Genomic DNA, 24360 nt, shown 5'->3' with positions numbered 1-24360 from the left:
AGGATCTCCAGGCATGAGTCCCAGCAGTGGCGGTGGTCCGGGCGGGATGCTCGAAGGCAAGGCCCTGCTCGACAGGGCCAGAGCCCTCAGCGACCAGCCTGAGGACCTGATTGCCCGCGCCTGTGGGTACGTCGGCCCCAGTGGCCGCGTGCTCAGGAAGAGTTTCCACAAGGCCCTGGTGGCCGCCAAGGGCTACCCCGTTCCCGAGGCGAGCGCCGGTCGCAGCGCCGCCGCCCCAGGCCCCGGCAAGGGGCGGCAGGCGGAGTTCCGCACCCGCGTGCACGGCAACGGCAATCTGCTGATCGGCAACGCCTACACCCGCCGGCTGGGGCTGCAGCCCGGCCAGGAATTCCGCATCGAACTGCAGCGGGACAGCCGCTCCATCCGGCTGCTGCCGCTCCAAGACGGCGAGTTCCCCGAGGGCGAAGCGAGCGACGACACCGCTTAAGCGGGGTGCGAGTGAGCACGTTTCGCCCGGGGTGGCTCTCCAGCGGTTCAGGACCTCAGCTGCCGGGGGGGTTCGGGCTGGCCGGCTGTGTGCTGATCGGGGCCGTGGAAACTGGCGCTGAAGCTGAGCAGGTCGAGGCCACTGAACACGAAGCTGATGCCCACCAGCAGGCCCAGCACCTGCAACAGCACAGGGCCGGGCAGCAGCAGGATCGTCGTGCCCAGGGCCAGGGTGATCAGGCCGTTGAGCAGGCCCCAGCCCCAGCCCCGAATGCGCCGGTGGGCCAGGGACACCCCCAGGGCCACCAAACCCTCCACCACGAACACCACTCCGATGGCCAGGGCCAGGGTGGCGATCGGGGCCGCCGCCTGGGTCGGTCCCGAACCGAGCTGCAGCAGCATCGACAGCCCCGCTGCCACCAGCAGGGTGGACACCACCAGACGCCAGAAGGCCAGCCAGCGGCCGAGCAGCCGGGCCCGCATCAGGTTGTTGATCCAGCCGAGCAGGCCTCCCACCAGAAAGATCAGCGCCACCATCGCCGTGACCCAGAGGGAGGCGGCCAGCGGAAAGATCATCGCCAGCAAGCCGAGCACCAGCATCAGCACCCCCTCCCCGAGGGTGAAGGTCCTCAGAGCTGCCGCATCCCGGGCTGGGCTGAGCTGGACCATGGCAACGCAAGAGGCAGAGGCTGGACCCTAGGCCTGCCAGCCGTGTTCAGCCAGCCAGGCGCGGTCGAGGTCGGGCTGGGCGCCGCCAGCCAGCAGCCGTTCGGTGTATTTGGCCAGCAGATCGGCCTCCAGGTTCACCCCATCGCCCTGGCGCAGGCCCTGCAGGGTCGTGCCCCTCCAGGTGTGGGGAATCACGGCAATCCAGAAGCTGGCGCCATCGGGGCTGCAGCCCGCCACGGTGAGACTGATGCCGTTCACGCAGACGCTGGCCTTGTCGCACACGTAGCGGCCATAGGCCGGATCCTGCCAGGCCAGATCCAGCCGCCACGACTCCCCCTCGGCCGCCACCGCCAGCACGGTGCCGAGGCCATCGACATGACCGCTCACCAGGTGGCCGCCGAGGCGATCGGCCAGCCGCAGCGCCGGCTCCAGATTCACGGCGCCCCGGCGTTCCGCCCGGGCCGCAAGCGTGCTGCGGCGCAGGGTTTCGTCACTGACATCGGCGCGGAAGCCATCGCTGAAGCGCTCCGCCACCGTGAGGCACACCCCATCCACGGCCACGCTCTCGCCCAGGGCCAGATCGTGGGCCGACCAGCCGCCCTCGCTGGCGGCCCAGCGCAGCCGCACACCACCCTGCACCCGTTCGATCGTGCCCGTGGCCTGGACCAGTCCGGTGAACATCGGCGTGGGCTCCAGTTCCTCCTGGCCATAATCAGACACGGGTTCATCGCTGCCTAGCGGCACTGCCGGCCATGGTCGAAATGCGCGTCGCCGGCATCGCCCTAGATGCGGCCAGCCGCAGCCCGATCGTGCTGCTGCGGGACCCGGCGGGCCGGCGCCAGGTGCCGATCTGGATCGACCAGGCCCAGGCCCAGAACATCCTGGTGGGGCTCGGCCATGACCGCCCCCCCCGGCCCCTCAGCCACGACCTGATGGTGGCCCTGCTCGAGGCCGGCGGACTGCATCTGGAGCGGGTGATCATCCACGCCATCGAGGAGAGCACCTTCCGCGCTGTGCTGAAGCTGCGCAGCCAAGACAACCCGGGCCCCGAAGGCCTGAGCGAGATCGATGCCCGGCCGAGCGATGCCATCGCCCTGGCCGTGCGCACCGGCACGCCGATCTGGATGCTGGAGGAGGTGGTGGCGGATGCCTCGATTCCGGTGGACGCCGAGGCCGACGCCGCCGACCAGGCCCATTTCCGCCGCTTCCTCGACTCGGTGAGCCCCGCCGAGCTGGTGCGGCAGCTGGGCCGGGCCCAGCCCGAGAACGACCCCAGCCCCAGCGACCCCGGCGAACCGGACACCCCGGATGAGCCGCGTGAACCCAGCTAGACGGCCGTTCGGGCGGGGGCCGGCGGTGTCGGCCTTCAGCCTGGGCACAATGCGCGCCCTGGGCAGCCCCGGCCAGATGGAGGCGGTGCTGGGCGCGGCCCTGGCCGCCGGCATCAACCATCTGGAAACCGCCCCCGCCTACGGGCCGGCGGAGCGCTTTCTGGGGGAGGCTATCGCCGCCCTGGCGCGGCGGGGCCTGGCGCCCCAGGGGGGCTGGCTGATCACCAGCAAGCTGCTGCCGAGCGGCGACCTGGCCAGCAGCCAGCAGCAGCTGCGGGGCATCCTCAAGCGCCTGGGGGTGCCGCGGCTGCACGGCCTCGCCGTGCACGGGCTGAACACGCCCGAGCACCTGGCCTGGGCCTGCCAGGGGCCGGGCGCCGAACTGCTCGCCTGGGCCCTGGAACAAGGGCTGGTGGGCCAGGTGGGCTTCAGCAGCCACGGCAGCCAGGCCGTGATCGAGCAGGCCCTGGCCAGCGGTCGCTTCAGCTTCTGCGCCCTGCACGTGCACCTGTTCGACCAGAGCCGCCTGCCCCTGGCGCGGGCCGCCCTGGCGGCAGGCCTGGGGGTGCTGGCCATCTCCCCCGCCGACAAGGGCGGCCAGCTCTATGCCCCCTCGACCGAGCTGCTGGCCGACTGCGCGCCGTTCCAGCCCCTGGAGCTGGCCTACCGCTTTCTGCTGGAGCAGGGGATCTCCACCCTCAGCCTGGGGGCGGCCCAGCCCGGGGATCTGATCTGGGCCGAGCGCTGGCAGGCGGGCATACTGGGGGGCGGCGGCCCGCTCGGCCAGGCCAGCCCCGAGGGTCTCAGCCAGGAGGTCAGGGCGGCCCTGGCCCGGCTGAGCGAGGGGGCGGCGGAGCGGCTCGGCGCCGAGCGCTGCGGCCAGTGCCGGGCCTGCCTGCCCTGCCCCAGTGCCGTGCCGATTCCCGAGCTGCTGCGGCTGCGCAACCTGGCCGTGGGCCATGGCATGGAGAGCTTTGCCCGGGAGCGCTACAACCTGATCGGCCGGGCGGGCCACTGGTGGGAGAGCCTCAATGCCGAGGCTGCCGGGAGTGCGGCGCCTGCCTGCCCCGCTGCCCCCACGGGCTGGCGATTCCCGAGCTGCTGGCCGATACCCACCGCCGCCTGGCGGCCGCGCCGCGGCGGCGGCTCTGGGGTTGAGCGGGCCGCCGGGTGTTCGGGGGCTGGGCTTCAGGTTCCGGGCCGCGGCGCCGCGCGTCCCAGCGGCTCTGCAGGGCCAGGCGCTCGGCAGTGTCGAGGGGGGGCAGGCTCCAGCAGCGCTCGAGCAGACCCGCTGGCGGCAGCAGCAGATTGGCGGTGGCCGCCGGGAAGCGGCTCACCAGCGGCTCCAGCTGCTCTCGCGGCAGGGGCGGCACCCAGCCGGCCGCCAGCAGGGAGGCCAGCAGCGGCCCCTCCAGCAGCTCCGCCAGCCAGGCCAGGGGCACGGGCTGCTCCACACCGGTGGGCCTCAGCAGCAGCTGCCAGCTGAGCGGCGCCCCGCTGGCGGGCCACAGCTCGGCCAGGCGCAGGTCGCGGCGCAGCAGCGGCACCAACCGGCGCAGCGGCAGCACGGCGGCCTCGGCCTCGCCGCTGAGCACCAGGTTGAGGCCATCGCGTTCGTCGTAGGCCAGGGCCTGGCGCCGCAGCTGTTTCAGCTGCTCCGGCTCGGAGCCCACCAGGGCCATGCACACCCTGGGGCTGGAGGGCAGCACCAGCCGCCCGCGCAGGCTCGGATCCAGCAGCAGCGACCAGCCCTCCTGAGCCCGTTCCTGCAGGTCGGGACGGGAGCGCAGCAGGATCACCCAGGGCGTGAACGACCACGGGTAGGCCAGCGCCGGCTGCCCCTCGGGCGCGAACAACCTGCTGGCCGACGCCGCCAGGGGGGTGAGGCGGGCCAGCAGCTCCGGGGCCCCGAAGGGCTGCCAGCTGGAGGATGCCACCGAGCCGGCCCAGCCATCACTGAGGGCCAGCAGGGCGGCGACGGGGTCGCGCCGGCCCTGCTCCAGCACGGCCTGGGGCGCCTCGAGCTGGCGCGCCCGCCAACCGTCGGGCAGGCCCTTGAGCCAGGCAGCCGGCAACTCCTGGGCCGTGAGCGCCAGCACCGCTGCCTGGGGTGCAGCCCGGCAGCCGCCGAGCAGCCAGGGGGCTCCCACCGCCGCCGCCCCCACTCCCAGGCGCAGCAGCTCTCGGCGGGAGAGGAACTCCGGTGAACAGGCCATGGACCGACCGTAGGAGCCGGACCAACCCGGCCCATGGGGCCGGTCAGCCCCCGAGCAGCTGCTGGCAGGCCAGGTCACAGGCCTGGGCGAGGGCCTCAGGGCTGTGGCCCAGCTGCTCCCAGAGCACGGCCAGACCACCGGCGCCCACGCCCTCCTTCACGTAGCCCCGTTCGTAGTCGCGCAGGGCAGCGCTGCGGCAGGCCGAGAAGCGCAGCCCCGCGGGCGCCAGCTGCGGCACCACCTGCCAGCGATGCCCCAGGCGTTGCAGCAAGAGGGCCAGATCGCTGCCGGGCTCATCGGCCACCCAGGCGGTGGTGGCCACCGTGATCCGGGCCACCAGACCCAGCCGCTCCCGGGGGGCGGCCAGGGCCAGCACCAGGGCCAGCACCGCCGCCATCTGGCTGCCGCCGGCCAGCAGCACGGTGCCGCCGCGGCGGGCGAAAGCCAGGGCGAGGCCAGCCGCCAGCGGCTGCATCGGATCCCCCACGGCGGCCAGCACGGCCAGCGGATCAGTCCCACTGCCAACGGCTCCTCCAACCGCTCCTCCAGCCACCCCGGCGTCCCCCAGGGCTGCCCGGGCCAGGCCCTGCCCCACCAGGCGGGCCTTGAGGGGATGGTCGCTGTGGAGCAGGCTGCCGCTCACCAGCCCATCGGCAGCCACCCCCAGCCCGCGCAGCACCCCGAGGGCCGTGGTGGTGCCGCCGGGCACACACTCCGCCAGCAGCAGGGGGCAGTCCGGCGCGCTGCGCTCCCCCCAGCGGCGGCCGCGCTGCAGCAGCGCCCGCACCCGTTGCAGCGGCAGCGCCCGGCCGCTGCTGACGCAGCGCGCTGGCCCCGCTCCCTCCAGGGCCGGCAGGCGCAGGTGCGGCACGGCGGGAGCCACGGCGCAGCCCAGGTCCACCACCTGCAGGCGCTCCAGCAGCCCCAGACGCTCCAGCACCACGTGACTGATCAGGGCAGGACTGACCCCCGCCGGCAGGGGCGGCAGGGCATGGGGGCGAGGCCCAAGCGGTCCGTGCACCACCAGCTCGGCATCGGCGGCGGCCGTGGCACGCCGGGAGGCGGGAGTGGCCCCGGCGGCGGAGATCCCCTCCACCGCCGCCGTGGCTGTGGCCGCCAGCAACAGCACTGGCCGGCTGCGCCCCCAGGCGACCGCCTCCGCCGGCGGGACCGGCATGGTCAGAGGGGATCGAGGGCCACCAGGGCCCTGAGGGCTGCGGGCGGTTCGCTGATGGGGGCCTGCAGGCGCGGAAAGATCCAGTAGGCCACGGCGTGCAGGGTGAGCACCACGATGGCGTTCTGCACCAGCACCAGCAGCAGCGCCGCCACCTGCACCTGGGCCAGGTCGATGGCGGACACCAGGTCCACCAGCCCCGCCAGGCGCTCCAGCAGGCCGGCCGCCGCCGTGGTGATCACCACCCAGAGATTTTCCCCCACCAGCACAGAGAGCACCGCCACCCGCACCAGGAAGCCGGCGGCGCCGATCAGGCTGCCCACCGACCAGCTGAGCCACCAGTTCAGCTTGCGCCGCCAGCACCAGCCCAGCCAGAGGGCCAGCAGGCCGTAGGGGAAGAGGAGCAGCGGGCCGCGGATCGGCCCCATCAGCGCCACCGCCAGCAGGCAGGCCACCGCCTGCCCCTCCACGGCGCAGCGCCAGCCGTGGCGCAGCTGCAGCAGGGCCAGGGGCAGGGGCAGGGCCAGGCGGAACAGGGGACTGCCCACCGGCAGGTAGTAGAGCGCCAGCCAGAGCAGCCCGGTGGCCGCGGCCAGGTAGGCGGTGTCCATCAGCTGGCGGGCCTGGCGGCGGCTGAGGCTGGGCAACGGGCCGGGGAGCCATCAGCGGGTCGCCGGGGCCGGAGGCGTCGCGGGGGGCGTGGCGCTTGGGGCCGGAGCGGGAGTGGTTGTGGGGGCAGGGTCGGCGGCACCGCCGGAGGACAGCACCCGCTCGATCATCTCCACTTCGAAGGGCACCCCGGCCGCCCGCAGGGCCTCGGTGAGGGCCTCAGCGGGCGCAGCCGGATCAGCCCCGGCCAGCTTGAGCGTGATCCGGTAGGGAGCCGGGGAGAGCACGGGCGCCCGGGGGGTGGCTGCCCCCGGCTCCGGTTTCGGCTGGGCCGCCGTTGGGGCCGTGGCCCCTCCGGGCGGGGTTGCAGCGCCGGGGGCCGCGGTGGGGGATCCAGGGGTGGCCGGCGCTGTGGTCTCCTGCGTGGCAGCAGGGGCCCCATCACCTGGTGTGGCGGGGTCGGGGGCCGAGAAACTGCGCGAGAGCTGTTCCCCCAGGGGAGTCCCACTGCACCCGCCCAGCAGCACGCCGATGAAGCCGGCGCACAGAACCGGCCCCCAGCGGCGGCCATCGGGGCGGGGCCGGAGCATCAACTCTCCGCCGCTTTGATCACGCGCACGGCGCTGGCCCGCAGCCGACCGGTCTTGGTGGTGGTGGGAGGCTTCTTGGCGGCGGCCTGCTGGCTCTTGGCCGCCGCAGCGGCTTTGGTCTTGGCGGTCTTGGCGGAGGCGGCGCGCTTGCCGGTGGCTGTCGTGCCAGGGGAGGCTTTGCCCCTGGAGGTCTTGCCCGTGGCGGCCTTGGCCGCCAGCAGCTCGATCGCCTGCTCCAGGGTGATGGTGTCGGCCGTGGTGCCCTCCGGCAGGGAGGCGTTCACCTTGCCCTGCTTCACGTAGAGGCCATAGGGACCATCAAAGAGCTGCACCGGTTCGTCGCTGCCCTCCGGCAGCCCGAGCTGCTTGAGGGCGGTGCGGCCACCGCGGCCACGCTTGGGCATCGCCAGCAGTTCCAGGGCGCGGCTCAAGGGCACCATGAGCACGTCATCTTCAGCCTTGAGCGAGCGGTAGTCCTTCTCGCCCTTGCCCTTGTGGTGCACCACGTAGGGCCCGAAGCGGCCCAGGCCTGCCTCCACCCTTCCGCCCTCGGGATGGTCGCCGAGGGTCCGGGGCAGGCGCAGCAGGCCCAGGGCATCGGCGAGGCTGAGCTCCTCGGGCTTCTGGCCCTTGGGCAGCGAGGCGCGCTTGGGCTTGGGAACGGCCTCACTCACCTGGCCGCGCTGCACGTAGGGGCCGTACTGGCCGAACAGCAGGTACACCTGCTCACCCGTCTCGGGGTCCTCGCCCAGGGACTCGGGACCTTCCGCCTTCTGGCGCAGCAGCAGCTCGGCCTTGTCGGCATCGAGATCGGCCGGGGTGATCTCCAGGGGCAGGGTGGCCTTGAGCAGCTCCTCGGTGCCGTCCTCGGCCACCCGCTTGGTTTCCAGGTAGGCCCCGAAGCGGCCGATCCGCACCACACAGGGCAGCCCCTCCAGCGACACGGTGCGGGAGACGCCGGGGTCGATGTCACCCTCGCGCTGCTGCACCTGGGTTTCGAGACCCTTCTCGCCTCTGTAGAACGACTCCAGGTAGGGCAGCCAGGCCACCTGGCCATGGGAGATCTCGTCGAGGCTCTGCTCCATCCGGGCGGTGAAGCTGGTGTCCACCAGATCGGGGAAGTGCTCCTCCAGCAGGGCCGTCACCGCGAAGGCCGTGAAGCTGGGGGTGAGGGAGTTGTTCAGGAGCGTGGCGTAACCCCGGTCCACGATCGTGCCGATGATCGAGGCGTAGGTGGAGGGCCGGCCGATACCCTCCTTCTCCAGCATCTTCACCAGGGCGGCCTCGCTGTAGCGCGCTGGAGGCTGGGTCTGGTGGCCGAGGGCCTCCACCCCCTGGCAGGCCGGAGCATCGCCCACCGCCAGGGCGGGCAACAGCACTTCCTGGCCCTCCAGGGCCGCATCGGGGTCGTCGCTGCCCTCCACGTAGGCACGGAAGAAGCCGGGGAAATCGATCCGCTTGCCGCTGGCGCGGAAGCGCGCCGTGCCGAGCTACCGCCCTCCACCTCCAGATCCACGGCCAGCATCGTGAGCCGCGCCTCAGCCATCTGGCTGGCCACAGTGCGCTTCCAGATCAGCTCATAGAGGGCCAGATCCCTGCCTTCCAGGCGGGTGTCGCCTGGATCGCGGAAGCTCTCCCCGGCTGGTCGGATCGCCTCGTGGGCCTCCTGGGCGTTGCGGGCCTTGGTGGAGAACTGCCGCACCGCGGGACTCAGGTAGGTGTCGCCGTACTTGGCCGCCACGCAGCTGCGGGCCGCCTGAATCGCCTGGTCGCTGAGGTGCACCGAATCGGTGCGCATGTAGGTGATGAAGCCCCGCTCGTAGAGCCCCTGGGCGGCGCGCATCGTCTCGCGGGCCGAGAGCCGCAGCTTGCGGTTCGCCTCCTGCTGCAGGGTGCTGGTGGTGAAGGGCGCCACCGGCTTGCGCACACTCGGCTTGGCCTCCACCTGCGCCACCGACCAGGCTCCGCTCTGCACGGCGGCCTGGAGGCTGCGGGCCTCGTCCTCGGCCAGCAGCCGCACTCGGCTGCCGGCCTTGAGGGCACCGGTGGTCTCGTCGAAGTCGGAGCCGCCGGCAATGCGCTCCCCCTTGAGGTGGCTGAGTTTGGCCTCGAAGCGGCCACCGGCCTGCTCCAGCTGGGCCTTGAGGTCCCAGTAGCTGCCGCTGTGGAAGGCCCGGCGGGCCCGCTCGCGCTGCACCAGCAGGCGCACCGCCACCGACTGCACCCGGCCGGCCGACAGGCCCCAGGCCACCTTCTTCCAGAGCAGCGGCGAGAGGGTGTAGCCCACCAGCCGATCGAGGATCCGGCGTGTCTCCTGGGCGTGGACGAGCTCCATGTCGAGCTCCCGGGTGTCGTCGAGGGCGCGGCCGATGGCGGCCTTGGTAATCTCGTGGAACACCATTCGCTTGACGGGAACCTTGGGCTGTAGCAGCTGCAACAGGTGCCAGCTGATGCTTTCACCCTCCCGGTCCTCGTCCGTGGCCAGGAGGAGCTGATCGGCGCCCTTGAGGGCGTCCTTGAGTTCCTTCACCACTTTCTTCTTGTCCTTCGGCACCACGTAGAGCGGCTCGAAGTTGCTGGCGGTGTTCACGCCCAGGTTCGCCCACTTCTCACCCTTGTGAGCGGCAGGGATCTCACTGGCGTTGTTCGGCAGGTCCCGCACGTGTCCCATGGAGGCCTCCACGCGGAAGTCCTTGGGCAGGAATCCACGGATGGTGCGGGCCTTGGTGGGGCTCTCAACGATGACGAGGGTGTGACCCACAGACAGGCGAACGACCTCCCCCCTCTTTATCGCATCGGCGGCCGGCACCGCATCCCGCCGCTGGGGAACCGGGGCAACGCCGCTACAGTTCCGGCACCAAATCTGGCCGCATCACCCCCGTGATCTCCCTGCTCGGTGCTCTCCCAGCCGTGGCCGCTGCCACGCTCGCAGAGGCGGCCCAACCCGCCACCCAGGCCATCGGGGCGGGGTTCGGCAGTGGTGGGCTCAGCCTCCAGCTCAATGCCGGCGCCATCGCCCCTGAGGTGGCCGTGCTGCTGGCCCTGATCGCCTGTCTGCTGGTGGATCTGGCCGGCGAGCAGGCCGCCAGCCGCTGGGTGCCGCCCCTCTGCTACGCCGGTCTCGGCGGCGCCCTGGTGCTGCTGGCCCTGCAGTGGAACACCCCGGCGCTGGAGCCGTCCTTCCTCGGCTCCTTCCTCGCCGACAACCTGGCGATCGCCTTCCGCGGCGTGGTGGCAACCTCCACCTTGATCTCGCTGCTGTTGAGCTGGCGCTACGTGGAGCGCAGCGGCACGCCGGTGGGCGAATACGCCGCCATCCTGCTGGCCGCCACCCTGGGCGCCATGTTCCTCTGCGGCGCCACCGATCTGGTGAGCATCTTCATCTCCCTGGAAACGCTCTCGGTATCGAGCTACCTGCTGGCGGGCTACATGAAGCGCGACGCCCGCAGTTCCGAGGCGGCACTCAAATACCTGCTGGTGGGTTCTGCCGCCGCGGCGGTGTTCCTCTACGGAGCCTCCCTGCTCTACGGCCTCACCGGTGGTGCCACCGGACTGGATGCCGTCGCCCTGGCCCTGCAGACCAGCGCCTCGCCGGTCACCGCCCTGGCGCTGGTGTTCGTGCTGGCCACCGTGGCCTTCAAGATCGCCGCCGTGCCCTTCCACCAGTGGACGCCCGACGTCTACGAGGGCTCGCCCACCCCAGTGGTGGCCTTCCTCTCGGTGGGTTCCAAGGCGGCAGGATTTGCGCTGGCCGTTCGCATCCTGGTGGGCTGCTTCGAGAGCTTTGATGCCCAGTGGAAGCTGCTGTTCACCGTGCTGGCCATCCTCAGCATGGTGCTGGGCAACGTGGTGGCCCTGGCCCAGACCTCCATGAAACGGATGCTGGCCTACAGCTCGATCGGCCAGGCCGGCTTCGTGATGATCGGGCTGGTGTGCGGCACCGAGGACGGCTTCGCGGCCATGGTGCTGTACATGGCCGCCTACCTGTTCATGAACCTGGGGGCGTTCGCCTGCATCATCCTGTTCTCTCTGCGCACCGGCAGCGACCGTATTGCCGACTACGCAGGCCTCTACCAGAAAGATCCCCTGATCACCCTGGGGCTCAGCCTCTGCCTGCTCTCCCTGGGCGGTATCCCGCCGATGCTGGGCTTCTTTGGCAAGATCTACCTCTTCTTCGCCGGCTGGGCTGATCAGCAATATCTGCTGGTGGTGGTGGGCCTGGTCACCTCCGTGGTCTCGATCTACTACTACATCTCCGTGATCAAGATGATGGTGGTCAAAGAGCCCCAGGAAGCGTCCGATGTGGTGAAGGCCTACCCGGAGATCTCCTGGTCGATTGCCGGCATGCCGGAGCTGCGCACGGCGCTGGTGGGCTGTGTGATCGTCACCGCGGTGGGAGGGGTGCTCTCCAGCCCGCTGTTCACCTGGGCCAGCGAGGCGGTGGTGGGCACGCCGATCCTGCAGCAGGCCATCGCCAGCGCCACAGCTCCACCGATCGGTTGATGCCGTGATCCAGCCCGTTGCCCAACTCGAGGCCGTGGAGAAGGTCTACGGCTCAGGTGACACGGAGGTGCGGGCCCTCGATGGCCTCAGCCTCACCGTCAACCGCGGTGACTATCTGGCCGTGATGGGGGCGTCCGGTTCGGGCAAGAGCACGGCGATGAACATCCTCGGCTGCCTGGATCGGCCCAGTGCCGGCAGCTACCGCCTCAGCGGCACCCAGGTGAACCAGCTCAATGACGACCAGCTGGCCGATCTGCGCAACCGCGATCTGGGGTTCGTGTTCCAGCAGTTCCACCTGCTGCCCCAGCTCTCGGCGCTCGACAACGTGATGCTGCCGATGGTGTACGCGGGAGTGCCAGCCCCGGAACGGCGGCGGCGCTCCGAGGAGGCCCTCGGACGGGTGGGGCTGGCGGATCGGCTGAACAACAAACCCAACCAGCTCTCCGGCGGCCAGCAGCAGCGGGTGGCGATCGCCCGGGCGATCATCAACCAACCCGCCCTGCTGCTGGCCGATGAACCCACGGGCGCCCTCGATTCCCGCACCACCGAGGAGGTGCTGGCCATTTTCGATGAACTGCACCGAGGCGGCATGACCGTGGTGATGGTGACCCATGAAGACGATGTGGCCGCCCGCGCCGACCGGGTGGTCCATTTCCGTGATGGCCGGATCACCGAGACGACCACCCAGACACCGGCCCTTGCCGCCCGCTAGCCCGCTGGAGGGGCTGGGGCCAGGGGGGCGACGGGCCGCTCCAGGCTCTGCAGCAGCTGGCCCATCAACAGGGCGATGGCATCGCTGCCGCCGGCGGCCCGGCCGGGGTCGAGATCGCCGGGATCCACCGCCAGCCAGCCGCCATCGGCGGGTAGCCGCAGCTCGAAATGCAGGTGAGGGCCAGTGCTGAGGCCCGTGCTGCCCACCCGGCCGATCACCTCCCCCTGCCGCACCCGATCGCCGGGCTTCACGTAGAGCTCGCTGAGATGCCCGTAGAGCGTGCGCCGCCTGGGGCGCTCATGTTCGATCTCGATGGCCAGGCCGTAACCGCCTGCCACGCCGCTGCTGATCACCTGGCCGCTGAGGGAGGCCACCACAGGCGTGCCCTCCGGCGCCGCCAGGTCACGGCCGGCGTGCATCAGCCAGCTGCCCAGCACGGGGTGGACGCGGAAGCCGAAACCACTGCTGGTGACGGCCGAACCGATCAGGGGAAAGAGCAGACGGCGATTGCCGTTGCCACCGATCGGCGAGGGGCGGGGCGTGACCGCGAACACATCGGCAAGGCGGAAGCCGCCGCCGCCGCCGGCCAGCAGGGCCGCCACGGGGACCGTGAGCGGCGTGGTGAGCGGGGCCCCGCCGATCAGCCGTTGTCCGGCTCCGGTGATGCCGCTGCCGGCGTCGCCGCCAAGAAGGCCGCCGGGGGCCGACGTGCTGCTGCCAGGGCGACCCCAGCCCCGCACCACCACGCCCCGGCGGCACTCCTGGGCTGAGAGAGCGCCGCTGCTGCAGGCCTGGACATTCGCGGGGCTGTTGAACGGGATGGCGCGGCTGCCGGAACGCACCCGCTCCCGTTCGGCCGGGGTGACAACGCCCTCGCGTACGAGGGCATCGAGGGAGCTGTCGAAGCTGGCCGCTGGAGGGGAGTCCCGCGCTGAGGCAGGGGGCACGGAGCGAGGTGCCGGGACTGCGGCAGCGGGGGTGGGCGGGCGGCGCAGCGGCCGCCCGGCTCGAGGCTCCGCCCCGGCAGCGCTCCCGGCCTCAGAGGAGGTGGCGGCGGCGCCGGCGCGGCGGCAGGAGCCTCTGAGGCCGTGGGGGCCGGGGAGGGCGCCGCAGGTGCCGCCGCATCGGCTGGGGATCGCTCCTGGGCGATCCCCAGGCCCACCAGCCCGATCAGGGTTCCACCCGTCACCAGGGCGGCAGGAAGGAGATGGAGGTGGATCAGACGTGCCATGGAGCGGATCAGAGCAGGCAGAGGAGCGAGCGTCAGCGCAGGCGTCAGGGCTCCCAGGGCAGCCGGGAGGCCCCATTCTCACCCGCGAACCGACCAGCTGCCGCTACCCATGCTGTCGCAGGCGCGACAGGCTCAGAAGCTACGGCTGAGCCAGGTGAGGGCCGCCCCCCTCTGCAGCCGCAGGCGACCATCCAGCTCCAGACCGGCCACCTGCCACGGCTCCTCCCCCACCAGCACTCCCTCGGGCGGCTGCCAGAGCCGCTGTTCGGCCTGGTCCCGCACCAGTTCCGCTTCACCCGCCTGGGCCATGGCCCAGCGAAGCGCGCTCCACACCCTCGCCTCCAGTCGTCTGGGGCAGGCCTGGGGATGCCAGCGGCCGGGGCCTGGTCCCCGCCGCCCTCCTGATCGGGCCAGGGCCTGAGCCACCGAGACCGCCCCGGGCGGCACCCGGTTGGTGCCGTTGAGGCCGATGCCGGCCTGGGCCCAGAGCAGGCGGCCCCCACGCCAGCGCTGGCGCGGCAGCAGGCCCGCCAGCTTGCCGCCATGCACGAGCAGATCGTTCGGCCACTTGATCCGCACCGGCAGACCCAGCCCTTCCAGCTCCCGCGCCAGGCCCACGGCCAGAGCCAGGGGCAGGTTGGCCGGCGCCCGCGATGCTCCAGGCCAGGGGAAGGCGGCACTGAGCCACACCCCGCCAGCGGGCGCGCACCAGGGCCGCCCCCTCTGCCCCTGGCCGTGGCGCTGCCGCCTCGCTACCACGGCCCGCCACGGATCGGGGCCCTGGGGGCCGGGGGGGCTGTGCCGCAGCCAGCGGTCCAGCTCCCACTCGGTGCTGGCGCACACGGGCAGCCGCCGGATCTGCCAGCCGCTCACCGGGCGCCCCGGCGGCCAGCCAGGTGCCGATGCGGGCGGCGCCCTGCTGCAGCTGTTCCGTGGGGTGGACCAGGGCCAAGCGGGCCCAGCCCTCACCACCGGGGCCAAAGCCGTTGCCGGGGGTGAGGGCCACCCCGGTGGCCTGCAGCAGGGCGGCACAGAAGGCTTCTGAGCCCTCGCCCTGGTCCTCGCCGGGCTGGCTCTGCCATTGGGGCGGCAGGGCCAGCCACAGATACAGGGCCATGCTGGGGCGCCGCACCGGCCAGCCCACAGCTTCCAGGGCCGCGGCCATGTGGTCGCGTCGCTGGCGGTAGGTCCGGCCCAGCTGGGCCGGCCAGTGGGGGGCCTGTTCCAGGGCGGCGATCGCCCCGGCCTGCAGGGCGAGGGACTGGTTGAAATCCACCACCCCCTTGAGCTGCCTCAACGCGGTGATCAGCCACTCGGCACCGATGGCGAAGGCCAGCCTGAAGCCCCCCAGGCACCAGCTCTTGGAGAGGGAAAAGAACTCGATGCCATGGCTGCGCCAGCCCGGGTGGCGCAGCAGGGCCGGGGCCTCCCCGTCGAGGGCCAGGTCCACGTAGGGGTTGTCATGGGCCAGCACCACGTCGTGGCGCAGGGCCTTGTGCATGGCCGCATCCACCCAGGCCTGCTCCCCGGTGGTGGCCGTGGGGTTGTGGGGGAACCCCAGCACCATCAGCTTGAGGGCCTCCCACTCGGCGGTGGACACCCGCTCGAAATCGGGACGCCAGCCGCTTGCCGCATCGAGGCGCAACAGCTGGGGCCGGGCCGAGGCCAGCTGCAGGCCCCCCAGGTGGGAGGGGTAGTAGGGGTCGAGCAGGAGGGCGGCATCGCCGGGATTCAGCACCGCCAAGGGCAGGTGGGCCGTGCCCTCCTGGGATCCCACCAGCAGCAGCACTTCGCGCTGCGGATCGACGGCCACCCCGAAACGCCGCTGCGCCCAGGCCGCGGCGGCCTCCCGGAAGGGCAGCGTGGCGTGGTGCAGGCAATAGGCCGCACTTGAGGGGGCGTCGAGGACGCGCTGCATCGCCGCGATCGCCTCGGGCGGCGGCAGCAGATCGGTGGATCCCAGGGAGAGATCGAGCAGGGGGTCCAGGCCGCTGTCGGCAACGGCGGCCCTCAGGCTGTAGGCGCTCTTGCGGCGGTCGTTGCGGGCGAAGACGCCACTGCCCAGCTGGGCCAGGCGCTCAGAGATGGGCATCCAGGAAGGCCTTGAGCTGGGCCTTGGCCATGGCGCCCTCATGGCGAGCCACCGGGGCGCCGGCCTTGAACAGCACCAGGGTCGGCAGGCCCTGCACCTGCAGGCGGTCGCGGCTGCCGGGGTTGGGATCGGCCTCGAGCTTGCCCACCTTGAGGCGGCCGGCGTAGTCGCTGGCAGCCCAGTCCATCAGCGGTGCCATCAGGCGGCAGGGGCCGCACCACTGGGCCCAGACATCCACCAGCACCGCCTCGCTGCAGGCGATCACTTCAGCGTCGAAGTTGGCGTCGGTGAGATGAACGACGGACACGGCAGTGGACACGGGAACAGCAGAGGGAAAGAACGGGAGCGTGGAGGGAGGGAACCCTTCGGAGCGAGGCTTCAAGGTAGGGGCCCGCCGGCACCGCTCAGGGGCAGCCAACGGATCAGGCCATGACCCCCGCGGGTGGTTCAGGGCCCATGGCGAGCAGAACGGGCGATCAGAGCTTGTCGATCGAGCGCTTGAGCTCTTCGAGTTCGGCATCCACTTGGGCCACCTTCACCGGCTCCAGCTGGGGCACCGGATCGCTGTCCTTGGGCAGGGCCACAGGTTCCGGGCCGGCGGCGCCGGAGAGCCGGTTCTTGAGAGCGGCGAGCTCATCGTCCACATCGCTGCTCTCAAGCGCAGCGAACTGGCTCTCGAGGTCGGCGCCGGCCAGCTCGGCCGCCGCCTGGCTGCGGGCCTCCAGGTTCTGCACCTTTTCCTCCATGCGCTCGAAGGCCGCCATCGAGGAGTTGGTGCCGAGGTTGCCCACGGCGCTCTGGAGCTGCTCCTGGGCCTGGGCGGCCTGGGCCCGGGCCTTGAGCATGTCCTTCTTGGTCTTGGCCTCGGCGATCTTGGCCTCCAGCGCCACCAGGCTCTTCTTGAGCGCGTCCACCTGGCCGGCCTGGCTGTTGAGCTGGGCGTTGAGGGCGGTGGCGGTGTCGTCGTAGGTCTTGCGGCGGGTGAGGGCCTCGCGGGCGAGGTCGTCCTCCCCCTTCTGGAGGGCCAGTTCGGCGCGCTGATACCAGGTCTTGGACTGGCTCTCGGCCTGTTCGGCCTGGTTGGCGATCCGCTTCTGACTGGCAATGGCCGTGGCCACCGCCTGGCGGAGCTTGATCAGGTCGGACTGCATGTCCGCGACGGACTGGTCAAGGATCTTGGAGGGATCCTCCATGCTGCCGATCGCCGCATTGGCGTTGGCACGGAGCAGTCGGCTGAGGCGGTCAAAAAAGCCCATGGCGCAGCTGGGGGCAAGGCCAGAGGCTAACCATGAACGCCACCGGCGTCTGATCGGAGCGGCACCATCGCGCTCAGGACTCAGAATGGAGGCAGGATCTGATTGGCGGCAATGGCAGGGTCGCAGCGACAGCGGAGCCACGGCAATGCCCCGGCCACGGGTCAGCGCCGTATCGGCAGCATCACGGTGATGGTGCCGGCCAGCCATCCGCCGGCCACGGCCCTGGCCCAGTGCCTCGACACCCTGCAGCAGCAGTGGCAGCGCCAGGGCAACCTCGGGGCGCTATGGCAGCGCTGGCCGACGCTGGCCGGTCCCCAACTGGTCCCACACTGCCGCCCCCTGCGCCTGCAGGGCTCGGTGCTCACGGTGGGAGCCGCCCCCGGCCCCTGGCTGCAGGCCCTGCAGTACAACCGCCACCAGTTGCTGGGCAGCCTGCGGGCCGCCGGCTTTGCCGTGCGGGAGGTGCGCCTCACCCAGCACCATCCAGTCACCCAGCCCGGTCTGGCCGCTGAGGAGACAGCAGGCAGCTGGGCCCGGCACCCCAGCCGGGTGGATGTGCACGGCATGGCCACCTGCCCCGGCTGCCACTGCCCAGCCCCCGCCGGGGAGATGGCCCGCTGGGGCAGCTGCAGCTTCTGCCGCCGTCAGCTCCTCGCCGAGAACCCCGTCAGCGGCAGCCCTCAGTAGCGCTCGGGCCGCGGATCCTGCCAATCGGGCCGTACACCGGCGGCGGCCAGTGCCGCGGCCCGGCGCTCCAGGCGCTGGCGATCCAGGCGCCAGAGTCGATAGATGCCGGAGGAGGCCAGCAGCTCGGGCTCCAGAGCGCGCCAGTGGGGCCGCTCAGCCGTGGCGGCATCGATCACCAGCAGCACCGAAGGCTGCTGCTCCGCCCCGCTCGGCTCCTGACCCCGGCGACGCTCCCGGCCCAGGCGATCGGCCAGGTTCACCAGCCCCGTGGCCGGTGCCCCCTCGTAGATCACCACACGGCGGCTGTAGTAGTGCAGCGAGGGCTTCAACATGCCCACCATGGCCAGGGGCTGGTCAGGCGTCTGGTGCTGCCGCACGGCGCTGGCCATGGCCCGCACCGGCAGGCCCCGCAGCCGATCCCCCAGCTGCCAGCTGGGCAGCAGCACCAGCGGCACGAACAGCAGCAGCGGCACCTGCAGGGCCGCCAGCCCCGGCAGCGGCTGACGCCGCCACCACAGCACCGCCCCCACCAGGGCGGCCAGGCCGTAACAGGCGGCGGCGAGGGCCAGCAGCCTCGACTCCAGCAGCTCCTGGGGCAGCGACGGCATCTCCGGCGTGATCACCAGCGGCAGCCACAGGGGGGCAGCGGCGAAAGCAAGGGCCATCACCAGGCTCAACAGCACCGTGCTGACCGCAGCCCAACCCCAGCCCCAGCGCTTCGCCTGAGCCCGCTGGGCCGCCAGGGCCGCCAGCAGCCCGGCGGCAGGCGTGGCGGGCAGCCAGTAGCTGGGCAGCTTGGTGGCCGCCAGGGTGAAGAACAGCAGCACCGCCAGCAGCCAGCAGGCGCTGTAGCGCTGCAGCGACAGGGCCGGGGGCAGCGGCGCCACCGGAACCGGGCGCCAGCGCCAGGCCTCGGGCCCCCTGAGGCCCTGCACCAGGCCCAGCAGCAGCACCGGGCTCCAGGGCAGGCTGGCCAGCAGCAGCACCGGCCCGAAAAACCACCAGGGCTGGGAGTGGTTGTTCACCGCAGCCGTGAAGCGCTGCAGGTTGTGGTAGCCGAAGAAACTGCGCCAGAAGGGCTCCCCCTCCACCGCCAGGGCCAGGCCGTACCAGGGCAGGCTCAGGGCCGCCGTGATCGCCAGGCCGGGCAGCGGCCGCAGCCGGCACCAGAGCCGCGCCAGGTCACCCTGCAGCCACCCGAACAGCAGCTGGGTGAGGCCGAGCAACAACACCGCCACCGGCCCCTTGGCGAGCACCGCCAGGCCCAGCCAGAGCCAGCCCCACCACCAGCCGCGGCCGCCCGCGGCGTAGCAGCGCCAGCAGAGCAGCAGGCTGAGGCCCAGGCAACCGGAAAAGAGGCCGTCGCTCACCGCGATCCGTCCCCACAGCAGCACCAGGGGCGAGAGGGCGAAGGCCACGGCGGCCGTCAGGGCAGCCAGGGCGGCACGGCGGCCGTGCTGGGGCCAGCGCAGCAGGGTGTCGGCCAGGGCCAGCATCAGCCCGATCGTGGCCAGGGCTGAGGGCAGCCGGGCCGCCCAGGTGCCCAGGGGGTTCCACCACCCCTGGCCGGGAAGGGCATAGACCAGGCCCATCCCCCAGTACACCAGTGGCGGCTTGTCGTAGCGCGGCAGGCCGTTGACCCACGGAATCAGCCAGTCGCCGGCCTCGGCCATCGCCCGGGCGGAGGCGGCGAACAGCGGCGGCGTCTCGTCCACCAGGCCGCTGACCCCCAGCTGCCACAGAAACAGCACCACCCCCAGGCCAAGACAGAGCAGCAGCACCCGGCGACGCTGGGAGGTGGAAACCGGAGCAGGGGTCACAGGGCCCAGGGAACTGGGGCGACCCTATCTGCGCCGGCCGGGGCCACCCGCCGCTGCAGCACCTGCCCCCTGCAGCCCCGCCTCCCGCCACACCTCCTCCAGCCAGCCCTCGATCCGCTCGGCGAACACCGCCCGCGAGCAGTGGCGCTCCGCCCAGCGTCGGCAGGCCGCCCGCTCCACCCCCAGCGCCCGTTCGGTGGCCAACGCCAGGGCCGCCCGGTCATCGGCAGCCGCGAGGGCACCGGTAAGCCCCTCCTGCACCAGTTCCCCCGGGCCACCGCGGGCATAGGCGGCCACCGGCACACCACAGGCCATGGCCTCCACCACCACGTTGCCGAAGGCCTCGTTCCACTTCGGGGTGTTGAGCAGCACCGCGCAGCGCCCCAGCTCGCGCTGCAACTGCTCGGTGGGCAGAAACCCCCGCCACTGCAGCGTGCCGGGGGGCACGGAGCTCTCCACCCAGCGGGCATAGGCCGGATCCTGGGGCAGACCCCACACCGCCAGGGGAATCTGCAGCTGGGCCGCCACGGCCGCCGCATCCTCCAGGCCCTTCTCGGGGGCGATGCGGCCGGCCCAGCCCAGCAGTCGCTCTGGCTCGGGATTGAAGCCGTACTGATCCAGATCAAAACCGTTGCCCACCAGCCGCGGCGCTGCCGGCAGGCTGAAATCGGCGGCCTGGGCGGCGGTGTGAAAGGCCAGGCGCCCCGGCTGGCGGCCCGCCACCTCAGCGATCACCGCATCCATCGCCTCGCCCACCGATCCCATGCTGATCAGGTGGGCCAGGGGTGTGGTCACGTGGGGCGTGAGCCAGAGCGGCAGCCAGTCGTAGGCGAGGTTCAGGATCACATCGGCGCGATGCTGCTCGCTCAGGGCCCGTCGCCAGAGACGGGGCAGCAGGCCATCGGCCGGGATCAGCACCGGGCTGTGGCGCTCCTGGTGCTGGCAGCTGGGCTGGGCCTCGCCCCGCTCCAACCAGAGCTCAGCGCCGCCGCAGCTGGGCGGCAGCCGGGAGCCCTCGGCGGCCAGCACCATCACCTGGTGGCCGCGCTGCAGCAGCCCCGCCACCAGGGAGAAGGCCGTGAGCTCCACACCGCCACCGGCGCCGCTGCCCAGGGGGCCCATCGGGGTGTTCACCACCAGGATCCGCATCAGAGCGGTCCTCCCCAGAGCTGCTGGCGGCGGTTGATCAGCAGCACCGACACCATCGCCAGGCCGGCCCCCAGCCACTGCAGCGGCGAGAGCCGCTCCTGCAGCCACACCACCCCACAGAGCACGGCAAACACGGGAGTCAGGAAGGTGAGAGCGGTGAAGCCGGTGAGATCACCGCTGCTCGCGAACCAGAAGAACAAGCCGTAGGCAGGGCGCTGCCCAGCAGGCTGGCGTAGGCCATCAGGCCCCACTGCAGCGACGACCAGGCCGGCAGCCAGGGGCCACCCGAGGCCAGCAGCGGCGCCCCGTGCAGCGCCAGCAGCGGCAGACCCCCCAGCAGCATGTGCCAGCCGGTGACCGCCAGCGGATCGCTGTGGCGCACGGCATAGCGGCAGAGCACCGTGCCCACCGCCATCGCCACCGCCGCGGCCAGCATCCAGAGCTCGCCATGGCTCCAGGCCCGCTGATCCAGCACCAGGGGTCCTTCCAGCCACCAGTGGCGCAGCACGGCGGCCGGCAGTCCCAGGCAGAGGATGCCCAGCAGCCCCAGCACCAGCCCCAGCCAGCCCACCGGGTTGATCGCCTCGCCGAACAGGCTGCGGGCCATCAGGGCCACCAGCAGGGGCTGGGAGTCGATCAGCACCGAGCCCAGGCCAGCCCCGGTCTGCACCAGGCCCCGGGCCAGCAAGCCCTGGAACAGGGCCCCGTCCACCAGGGCGAAGGCGAGCAGCCAGGGCCAGTCAGCGCGGTGGATAGCGAGGGGACGGCCCAGCAGCAGCGCCGCCAGCAGCAGCAGCACCCCGGCCGGCAGCAGCCGCAGGGTGGCCACCAGCAGGGGGCCGCCGTCGCTGAGCAGCGGGCGCATGGCCGCCATCGCCGTGCCCCAGAGGGCGAACGGCAACAGCATCAGCAGCCAGCGCAGGGCCTGGGGCATGGGGGCGGTTTTCAAGGCCGGTGGGGGCTTCTTTTTAAGATCCGGCAACCACACAAGAGTTCCATGGTCTGGCCCTGGCGCCGCAAGACACGCCGCACCATGGCGCGGATCGCCATCGAAGGCCCCATCGGCGGGGGCACGCGCACCAGGGTGCTGAAGGCCCTGCGCCAGGTGGAGCAACGGGAGTGCCCGGCCCTGCTGCTGCGGATCGACAGTCCCGGCGGCACGGTGGGCGACAGCCAGGAGATCCATGCCGCCCTGCTGCGGCTGCGTCAGAAGGGCTGCCGGGTGGTGGCCAGTTTCGGCAACATCTCCGCCTCCGGGGGGGTGTACATCGGCGTGGCGGCCGAGAAGATCGTGGCCAACCCCGGCAGCATCACCGGCTCGATCGGCGTGATCCTGCGGGGCAACAACCTCTCGAAGCTGCTGAAGCGGCTCGGCGTGAGCTTCGAAACGGTGAAGAGCGGCCTCTACAAGGACATCCTCTCGCCGGATCGGGCCCTGAGCGAGGCGGAACGGGAGCTGCTGCAGAGCCTGATCGACTCCAGCTACCAGCAATTCGTGGACGCCGTGGCTGAAGGGCGCCAGCTCGAGACCAAGGCGGTGCGGGCCTTCGCCGATGGGCGCGTGTTCAGTGGGGCCCAGGCCCTGGAACTCGGTCTGGTGGATGTTCTCGGGGATGAGGAGGCGGCCCGCCGCCTGGCGGCCGACCTGGCCGGGCTGGATGCGGAGAAGACCCGGCCGATCACCTTCGGGGCGCCACCCAGGCGCTTCGCCGGCCTGATCCCCGGCCGCAGCCAGGTGGATCGGCTGCAGCAGCTGCTCAGCCTGGAGCTCGGCTGGTGCGGCCAGCCCCTGTGGCTGTTCCGCCCATGAGCGGCGGGCTGCAGCTGCGGGCCCTGCGCGGGGCCACCACCTGCCAGGCGAACACGGCGGCTGCCATCGACGAGGCCGTGGCGGAACTGATGCAGGCGCTGGTGGAGCGCAATGGCCTGGAAGGCCATCAGGTGCTCTCGGTGACCTTCTCGGTGACCACGGACCTCGACGCCTGCTTCCCGGCCGCGATCGCCAGGCGCCGCGCTGGCTGGGAGCATGTTGCCCTGCTCGACTGTCAGCAGATGGCGGTGGCAGGGGATCTGACCCACTGCATCCGCCTGCTGGCCCACGCCTGGATGGATCCGGATCGCCAGCCCTGCCATCCCTATCTGCGGGGCGCGAGCCGCCTGCGGCCCGACCGCGCCAGCTAGCCCGCCGACCACCCCAGCCCGCAGCGCTCCGTCCGCTCTGCTGGGATTGAGGGATTGATCGGAGCAGGCCCCATGGGTTTCCACCCACCACGCCGCCCCCTGGCCCTCGCCCTGGCAGCGGGTCTCGGTACCGCCGCCCTCAGCGCCCTGAGTCTGCTGAGCCCTGCGGCCCTGCAGCCGCCGGCCCGTGCCCAGGGCACCCCTGGCTTGCTGGAGTTCCGCTGGGAGAACAGCCGCGACTACCGCAAGCTCTATTTCTTCATGACCAACACCCAGCGCCTGCAGCGCTCGGAGTACTACCTGGTGCTGCGCCCGAAGGACCGCAAGACGGCCATCCTCAAGCTCAGCGTCACGATCCCCGATCACTTTGACGCCAAGATCGATCCCAGCCGGGTGGAGCTCTGCAGGATGAGCAAGGGCGGCATGCTGTCGCGCACGCGCTGCCTGGAGACCATCCCCGCCACGATCGAGATCGCCGAGAACGGCGGTGCCATTGAGATCTTCCCCGACACGCCGGTGTCTGACACCGACACCATCGGTGTGTACATGCGTCTGTTCAACCCCTTTGATGTGGGGATGTACCAGTTCAATGCCCTGGCCCAGGCCCCCGGCGAGGTGCCGATCTCGGGCTACCTGGGCAGCTGGCTGATCCAGATCGACCCGCCCAGCAACTGAGTTCAGGCCAGGCGGCGCAAGCTGGCCTGATAGCTTGATCGATCACCAGTCAACACGCGACGGAAGGAGCGAACAGAGAGCCATGACCAAGCGAACCCTGGGGGGCACGAGCCGCAAGCGCAAGCGGGTTTCTGGTTTCCGGGTGCGCATGCGCAGCCACACCGGCCGCCGTGTGATCCGCACCCGTCGTCGTCGCGGCCGCTCCCGCCTCGCCGTCTGAACCCATGGCTCTGCCCCGCCGCCACCGCCTGAAGGGGCAGCGGGTCTTTGACGCCCTCTACCGCCGGGGCCGACAGCTCCACAGCCCCCACCTCAGCCTGCGCTGGCATCCCGTCAAGCCCGCTCTCGAGCCCGCCGCCGAGCGTGGCCATGCCCCGAGTCCCTGGCGCTGTGGGGTGGTGATCAGCTCCAAAGTGCACAAGCGGGCCGTGCGGCGCAACCACCTGCGCCGGCTGCTGCACAACCACCTGACCAACCAGGGGATCGCCCCATGCCAGGGGCCGATCTGGCTGCTGCTCAGCCTCAAGCCAGGCAGTGTCGATCGCGAAGACGACGCCCTGCTGGAAGAATGTGAACAGCTTCTGCACCGGGCAGGTCTGAGACGATGAGCAAGCAGAGCCCCACCGAGATCCAGGAAACGGTGTTCTACGAAGGGGGCCCGGCCAAGGGCGACCTGATCACCAACCTGCTCTTCGGCCTCACCGTGATCGGCCTGCCCTTTGCCGTGGGCGCCGTGGTGCGCGCCCTGTGGCTGCGCTTCCGCATCACCAGCCGCCGCATCGAGATCAACGGCGGCTGGCTGGGCCGCGACCGCACCCAGGTGGTGTACAGCCAGATCCGGGAGGTGCGCAGCGTGCCCCGGGGCTTCGGCGCCTGGGGCGACATGGTGCTGGTGCTCAACGACGGCGCCAAGCTCGAAATGCGCTCCATGCCCAGGTTTCGTGAGCTGGAGGCCTACATCGAGGAACGCCGTCAGGCCAGGCGTCCGGCCGCCCCCAAGGGCATGGCCGCCTGAACC

The 24360-nt window shown here is 71.7% G+C and carries 22 protein-coding genes and 5 pseudogenes; 12 read left to right on the top strand and 15 right to left on the bottom strand.

Features of this window, described 5'->3' with window-relative positions:
* The first annotated feature begins 46 nt into the window (after positions 1-46).
* On the top strand, positions 47-448 hold the full coding sequence (locus tag IQ220_RS00860; RefSeq protein ID WP_193913144.1) for an AbrB family transcriptional regulator: 402 nt from the start codon (positions 47-49) through the stop codon (positions 446-448).
* A gap of 47 nt (positions 449-495) precedes the next feature.
* Here IQ220_RS00860 and IQ220_RS00855 read toward each other — a convergent pair whose 3' ends face one another.
* Complete coding sequence (locus IQ220_RS00855; protein WP_193912856.1) at positions 496-1116, bottom strand: DUF308 domain-containing protein; 621 nt, start codon at positions 1114-1116, stop codon at positions 496-498.
* Positions 1117-1143: 27 nt separating this feature from the next.
* Positions 1144-1797, bottom strand: a complete 654-nt coding sequence (locus tag IQ220_RS00850; RefSeq protein WP_193913142.1) for a riboflavin synthase — start codon at positions 1795-1797, stop codon at positions 1144-1146.
* Positions 1798-1868: 71 nt separating this feature from the next.
* Here IQ220_RS00850 and IQ220_RS00845 point away from each other — a divergent pair, with 71 nt between their 5' ends.
* Both IQ220_RS00845 and IQ220_RS00840 read left to right on the top strand, forming a co-directional pair.
* The gene (locus IQ220_RS00845) at positions 1869-2447 is read left to right on the top strand and encodes a bifunctional nuclease family protein (RefSeq protein ID WP_193912854.1); all 579 of its coding nucleotides are present in this window, start codon (positions 1869-1871) and stop codon (positions 2445-2447) included.
* A pseudogene (locus tag IQ220_RS00840) lies at positions 2425-3605 on the top strand (aldo/keto reductase). Before IQ220_RS00845 ends, IQ220_RS00840 begins: the two are co-directional and overlap by 23 nt.
* Before the next feature lie 1101 nt (positions 3606-4706).
* On the opposite strand, the gene cobT reads toward IQ220_RS00840, so the two are convergent.
* The 4 genes and pseudogenes from cobT to topA form a co-directional block, all read right to left on the bottom strand.
* Positions 4707-5840, bottom strand: coding sequence for a nicotinate mononucleotide-dependent phosphoribosyltransferase CobT (cobT, locus tag IQ220_RS00835; protein ID WP_193912852.1), 1134 nt, complete (start codon positions 5838-5840; stop codon positions 4707-4709).
* A gap of 2 nt (positions 5841-5842) precedes the next feature.
* Positions 5843-6448: a DUF2232 domain-containing protein gene (locus tag IQ220_RS00830; RefSeq protein ID WP_193913140.1), complete on the bottom strand. Its 606-nt coding sequence runs from the start codon at positions 6446-6448 to the stop codon at positions 5843-5845.
* A gap of 51 nt (positions 6449-6499) precedes the next feature.
* Positions 6500-7036: a hypothetical protein gene (locus IQ220_RS00825; protein ID WP_193912850.1), complete on the bottom strand. Its 537-nt coding sequence runs from the start codon at positions 7034-7036 to the stop codon at positions 6500-6502.
* Positions 7036-9797 (bottom strand): annotated as a pseudogene (gene topA / locus IQ220_RS00820) (type I DNA topoisomerase). Before topA ends, IQ220_RS00825 begins: the two are co-directional and overlap by 1 nt.
* Before the next feature lie 149 nt (positions 9798-9946).
* Here topA and IQ220_RS00815 point away from each other — a divergent pair.
* Positions 9947-11539, top strand: coding sequence for an NAD(P)H-quinone oxidoreductase subunit N (locus IQ220_RS00815; RefSeq protein ID WP_370561834.1), 1593 nt, complete (start codon positions 9947-9949; stop codon positions 11537-11539).
* A 4-nt stretch (positions 11540-11543) separates the two neighbouring features.
* Positions 11544-12251: an ABC transporter ATP-binding protein gene (locus tag IQ220_RS00810; protein ID WP_186697051.1), complete on the top strand. Its 708-nt coding sequence runs from the start codon at positions 11544-11546 to the stop codon at positions 12249-12251.
* Here IQ220_RS00810 and IQ220_RS00805 read toward each other — a convergent pair.
* The 6 genes and pseudogenes from IQ220_RS00805 to IQ220_RS00785 all read right to left on the bottom strand — a co-directional run bounded on the left by IQ220_RS00805 (position 12248) and on the right by IQ220_RS00785 (position 16830).
* Complete coding sequence (locus IQ220_RS00805; protein WP_370566292.1) at positions 12248-13198, bottom strand: M23 family metallopeptidase; 951 nt, start codon at positions 13196-13198, stop codon at positions 12248-12250. The two genes, IQ220_RS00810 and IQ220_RS00805, sit on opposite strands and share 4 nt — an antisense overlap.
* Positions 13199-13614: 416 nt before the next feature.
* Complete coding sequence (locus IQ220_RS15440) at positions 13615-13791, bottom strand: hypothetical protein (protein WP_228008852.1); 177 nt, start codon at positions 13789-13791, stop codon at positions 13615-13617.
* Positions 13792-14028: 237 nt separating this feature from the next.
* A pseudogene (locus IQ220_RS16305) lies at positions 14029-14241 on the bottom strand (biotin--[acetyl-CoA-carboxylase] ligase); the annotation flags it as partial.
* A gap of 130 nt (positions 14242-14371) precedes the next feature.
* Positions 14372-15574 (bottom strand): annotated as a pseudogene (locus tag IQ220_RS00795) (aminotransferase class I/II-fold pyridoxal phosphate-dependent enzyme); the annotation flags it as partial.
* Positions 15561-15893, bottom strand: a complete 333-nt coding sequence (locus IQ220_RS00790; RefSeq protein ID WP_186697055.1) for a co-chaperone YbbN — start codon at positions 15891-15893, stop codon at positions 15561-15563. The pseudogene IQ220_RS00795 and the gene IQ220_RS00790, both read right to left, overlap by 14 nt.
* Before the next feature lie 157 nt (positions 15894-16050).
* Positions 16051-16830, bottom strand: a complete 780-nt coding sequence (locus IQ220_RS00785) for a PspA/IM30 family protein (RefSeq protein ID WP_186697056.1) — start codon at positions 16828-16830, stop codon at positions 16051-16053.
* Positions 16831-16941: 111 nt separating this feature from the next.
* Between IQ220_RS00785 and IQ220_RS00780 the strand changes: the two genes are divergently transcribed.
* Positions 16942-17517, top strand: coding sequence for a DUF721 domain-containing protein (locus tag IQ220_RS00780; RefSeq protein ID WP_193912848.1), 576 nt, complete (start codon positions 16942-16944; stop codon positions 17515-17517).
* Here IQ220_RS00780 and IQ220_RS00775 read toward each other — a convergent pair.
* The 3 genes and pseudogenes from IQ220_RS00775 to IQ220_RS00765 form a co-directional block, all read right to left on the bottom strand.
* Complete coding sequence (locus IQ220_RS00775; RefSeq protein WP_370566291.1) at positions 17511-19337, bottom strand: glycosyltransferase family 39 protein; 1827 nt, start codon at positions 19335-19337, stop codon at positions 17511-17513. The genes IQ220_RS00780 and IQ220_RS00775 overlap by 7 nt on opposite strands.
* 24 nt (positions 19338-19361) lie before the next feature.
* Positions 19362-20486: a glycosyltransferase gene (locus tag IQ220_RS00770; protein ID WP_193912846.1), complete on the bottom strand. Its 1125-nt coding sequence runs from the start codon at positions 20484-20486 to the stop codon at positions 19362-19364.
* Positions 20486-21420 (bottom strand): annotated as a pseudogene (locus IQ220_RS00765) (DMT family transporter). Before IQ220_RS00765 ends, IQ220_RS00770 begins: the two are co-directional and overlap by 1 nt.
* 63 nt (positions 21421-21483) lie before the next feature.
* Here IQ220_RS00765 and sppA point away from each other — a divergent pair.
* The 6 genes from sppA (at position 21484) to IQ220_RS00735 (ending at position 24357) form a co-directional block, all read left to right on the top strand.
* Positions 21484-22296 (top strand): signal peptide peptidase SppA, encoded by an 813-nt coding sequence (gene sppA / locus IQ220_RS00760; RefSeq protein WP_193912845.1) that lies wholly within the window; start codon positions 21484-21486, stop codon positions 22294-22296.
* A complete protein-coding gene (gene aroH, locus IQ220_RS00755) occupies positions 22293-22667 on the top strand; it encodes a chorismate mutase (RefSeq protein ID WP_186700667.1) in 375 nt (124 codons plus the stop codon). Before sppA ends, aroH begins: the two co-directional genes overlap by 4 nt.
* 72 nt (positions 22668-22739) lie before the next feature.
* Positions 22740-23342 carry a DUF2808 domain-containing protein gene (locus tag IQ220_RS00750; RefSeq protein WP_193912843.1) on the top strand — a complete coding sequence of 201 codons (603 nt, stop codon included), beginning with the start codon at positions 22740-22742 and terminating at the stop codon, positions 23340-23342.
* 82 nt (positions 23343-23424) lie between these two features.
* A complete protein-coding gene (gene rpmH, locus IQ220_RS00745) occupies positions 23425-23562 on the top strand; it encodes a 50S ribosomal protein L34 (protein ID WP_186697062.1) in 138 nt (45 codons plus the stop codon).
* Positions 23563-23566: 4 nt separating this feature from the next.
* Complete coding sequence (locus IQ220_RS00740) at positions 23567-23950, top strand: ribonuclease P protein component (protein ID WP_193912841.1); 384 nt, start codon at positions 23567-23569, stop codon at positions 23948-23950.
* Positions 23947-24357: a PH domain-containing protein gene (locus tag IQ220_RS00735; RefSeq protein ID WP_186697064.1), complete on the top strand. Its 411-nt coding sequence runs from the start codon at positions 23947-23949 to the stop codon at positions 24355-24357. Before IQ220_RS00740 ends, IQ220_RS00735 begins: the two co-directional genes overlap by 4 nt.
* Positions 24358-24360 lie beyond the last annotated feature (3 nt).

It is taken from the genome of Cyanobium sp. LEGE 06113, from assembly GCF_015207615.1.
This window is presented reverse-complemented; position numbering and strand designations above follow the sequence as displayed.

What these genes read in the sequence shown, in the direction of transcription:
- IQ220_RS00750 (WP_193912843.1), top strand. Translation starts at nt 22,740, where the DNA reads ATGGGTTTCCACCCACCACGCCGCCCCCTGGCCCTCGCCCTGGCAGCG.
- cobT (WP_193912852.1), bottom strand. Translation starts at nt 5,840, where the DNA reads ATGCCGGTCCCGCCGGCGGAGGCGGTCGCCTGGGGGCGCAGCCGGCCA.
- IQ220_RS00740 (WP_193912841.1), top strand. Translation starts at nt 23,567, where the DNA reads ATGGCTCTGCCCCGCCGCCACCGCCTGAAGGGGCAGCGGGTCTTTGAC.
- IQ220_RS00735 (WP_186697064.1), top strand. Translation starts at nt 23,947, where the DNA reads ATGAGCAAGCAGAGCCCCACCGAGATCCAGGAAACGGTGTTCTACGAA.
- rpmH (WP_186697062.1), top strand. Translation starts at nt 23,425, where the DNA reads ATGACCAAGCGAACCCTGGGGGGCACGAGCCGCAAGCGCAAGCGGGTT.
- IQ220_RS00770 (WP_193912846.1), bottom strand. Translation starts at nt 20,486, where the DNA reads ATGCGGATCCTGGTGGTGAACACCCCGATGGGCCCCCTGGGCAGCGGC.
- IQ220_RS00780 (WP_193912848.1), top strand. Translation starts at nt 16,942, where the DNA reads ATGGCAGGGTCGCAGCGACAGCGGAGCCACGGCAATGCCCCGGCCACG.
- IQ220_RS00860 (WP_193913144.1), top strand. Translation starts at nt 47, where the DNA reads ATGCTCGAAGGCAAGGCCCTGCTCGACAGGGCCAGAGCCCTCAGCGAC.
- IQ220_RS15440 (WP_228008852.1), bottom strand. Translation starts at nt 13,791, where the DNA reads ATGGCCCAGGCGGGTGAAGCGGAACTGGTGCGGGACCAGGCCGAACAG.
- IQ220_RS00830 (WP_193913140.1), bottom strand. Translation starts at nt 6,448, where the DNA reads ATGGACACCGCCTACCTGGCCGCGGCCACCGGGCTGCTCTGGCTGGCG.
- IQ220_RS00845 (WP_193912854.1), top strand. Translation starts at nt 1,869, where the DNA reads ATGGTCGAAATGCGCGTCGCCGGCATCGCCCTAGATGCGGCCAGCCGC.
- IQ220_RS00785 (WP_186697056.1), bottom strand. Translation starts at nt 16,830, where the DNA reads ATGGGCTTTTTTGACCGCCTCAGCCGACTGCTCCGTGCCAACGCCAAT.
- IQ220_RS00855 (WP_193912856.1), bottom strand. Translation starts at nt 1,116, where the DNA reads ATGGTCCAGCTCAGCCCAGCCCGGGATGCGGCAGCTCTGAGGACCTTC.
- sppA (WP_193912845.1), top strand. Translation starts at nt 21,484, where the DNA reads ATGGTCTGGCCCTGGCGCCGCAAGACACGCCGCACCATGGCGCGGATC.
- IQ220_RS00850 (WP_193913142.1), bottom strand. Translation starts at nt 1,797, where the DNA reads ATGTTCACCGGACTGGTCCAGGCCACGGGCACGATCGAACGGGTGCAG.
- aroH (WP_186700667.1), top strand. Translation starts at nt 22,293, where the DNA reads ATGAGCGGCGGGCTGCAGCTGCGGGCCCTGCGCGGGGCCACCACCTGC.
- IQ220_RS00825 (WP_193912850.1), bottom strand. Translation starts at nt 7,036, where the DNA reads ATGCTCCGGCCCCGCCCCGATGGCCGCCGCTGGGGGCCGGTTCTGTGC.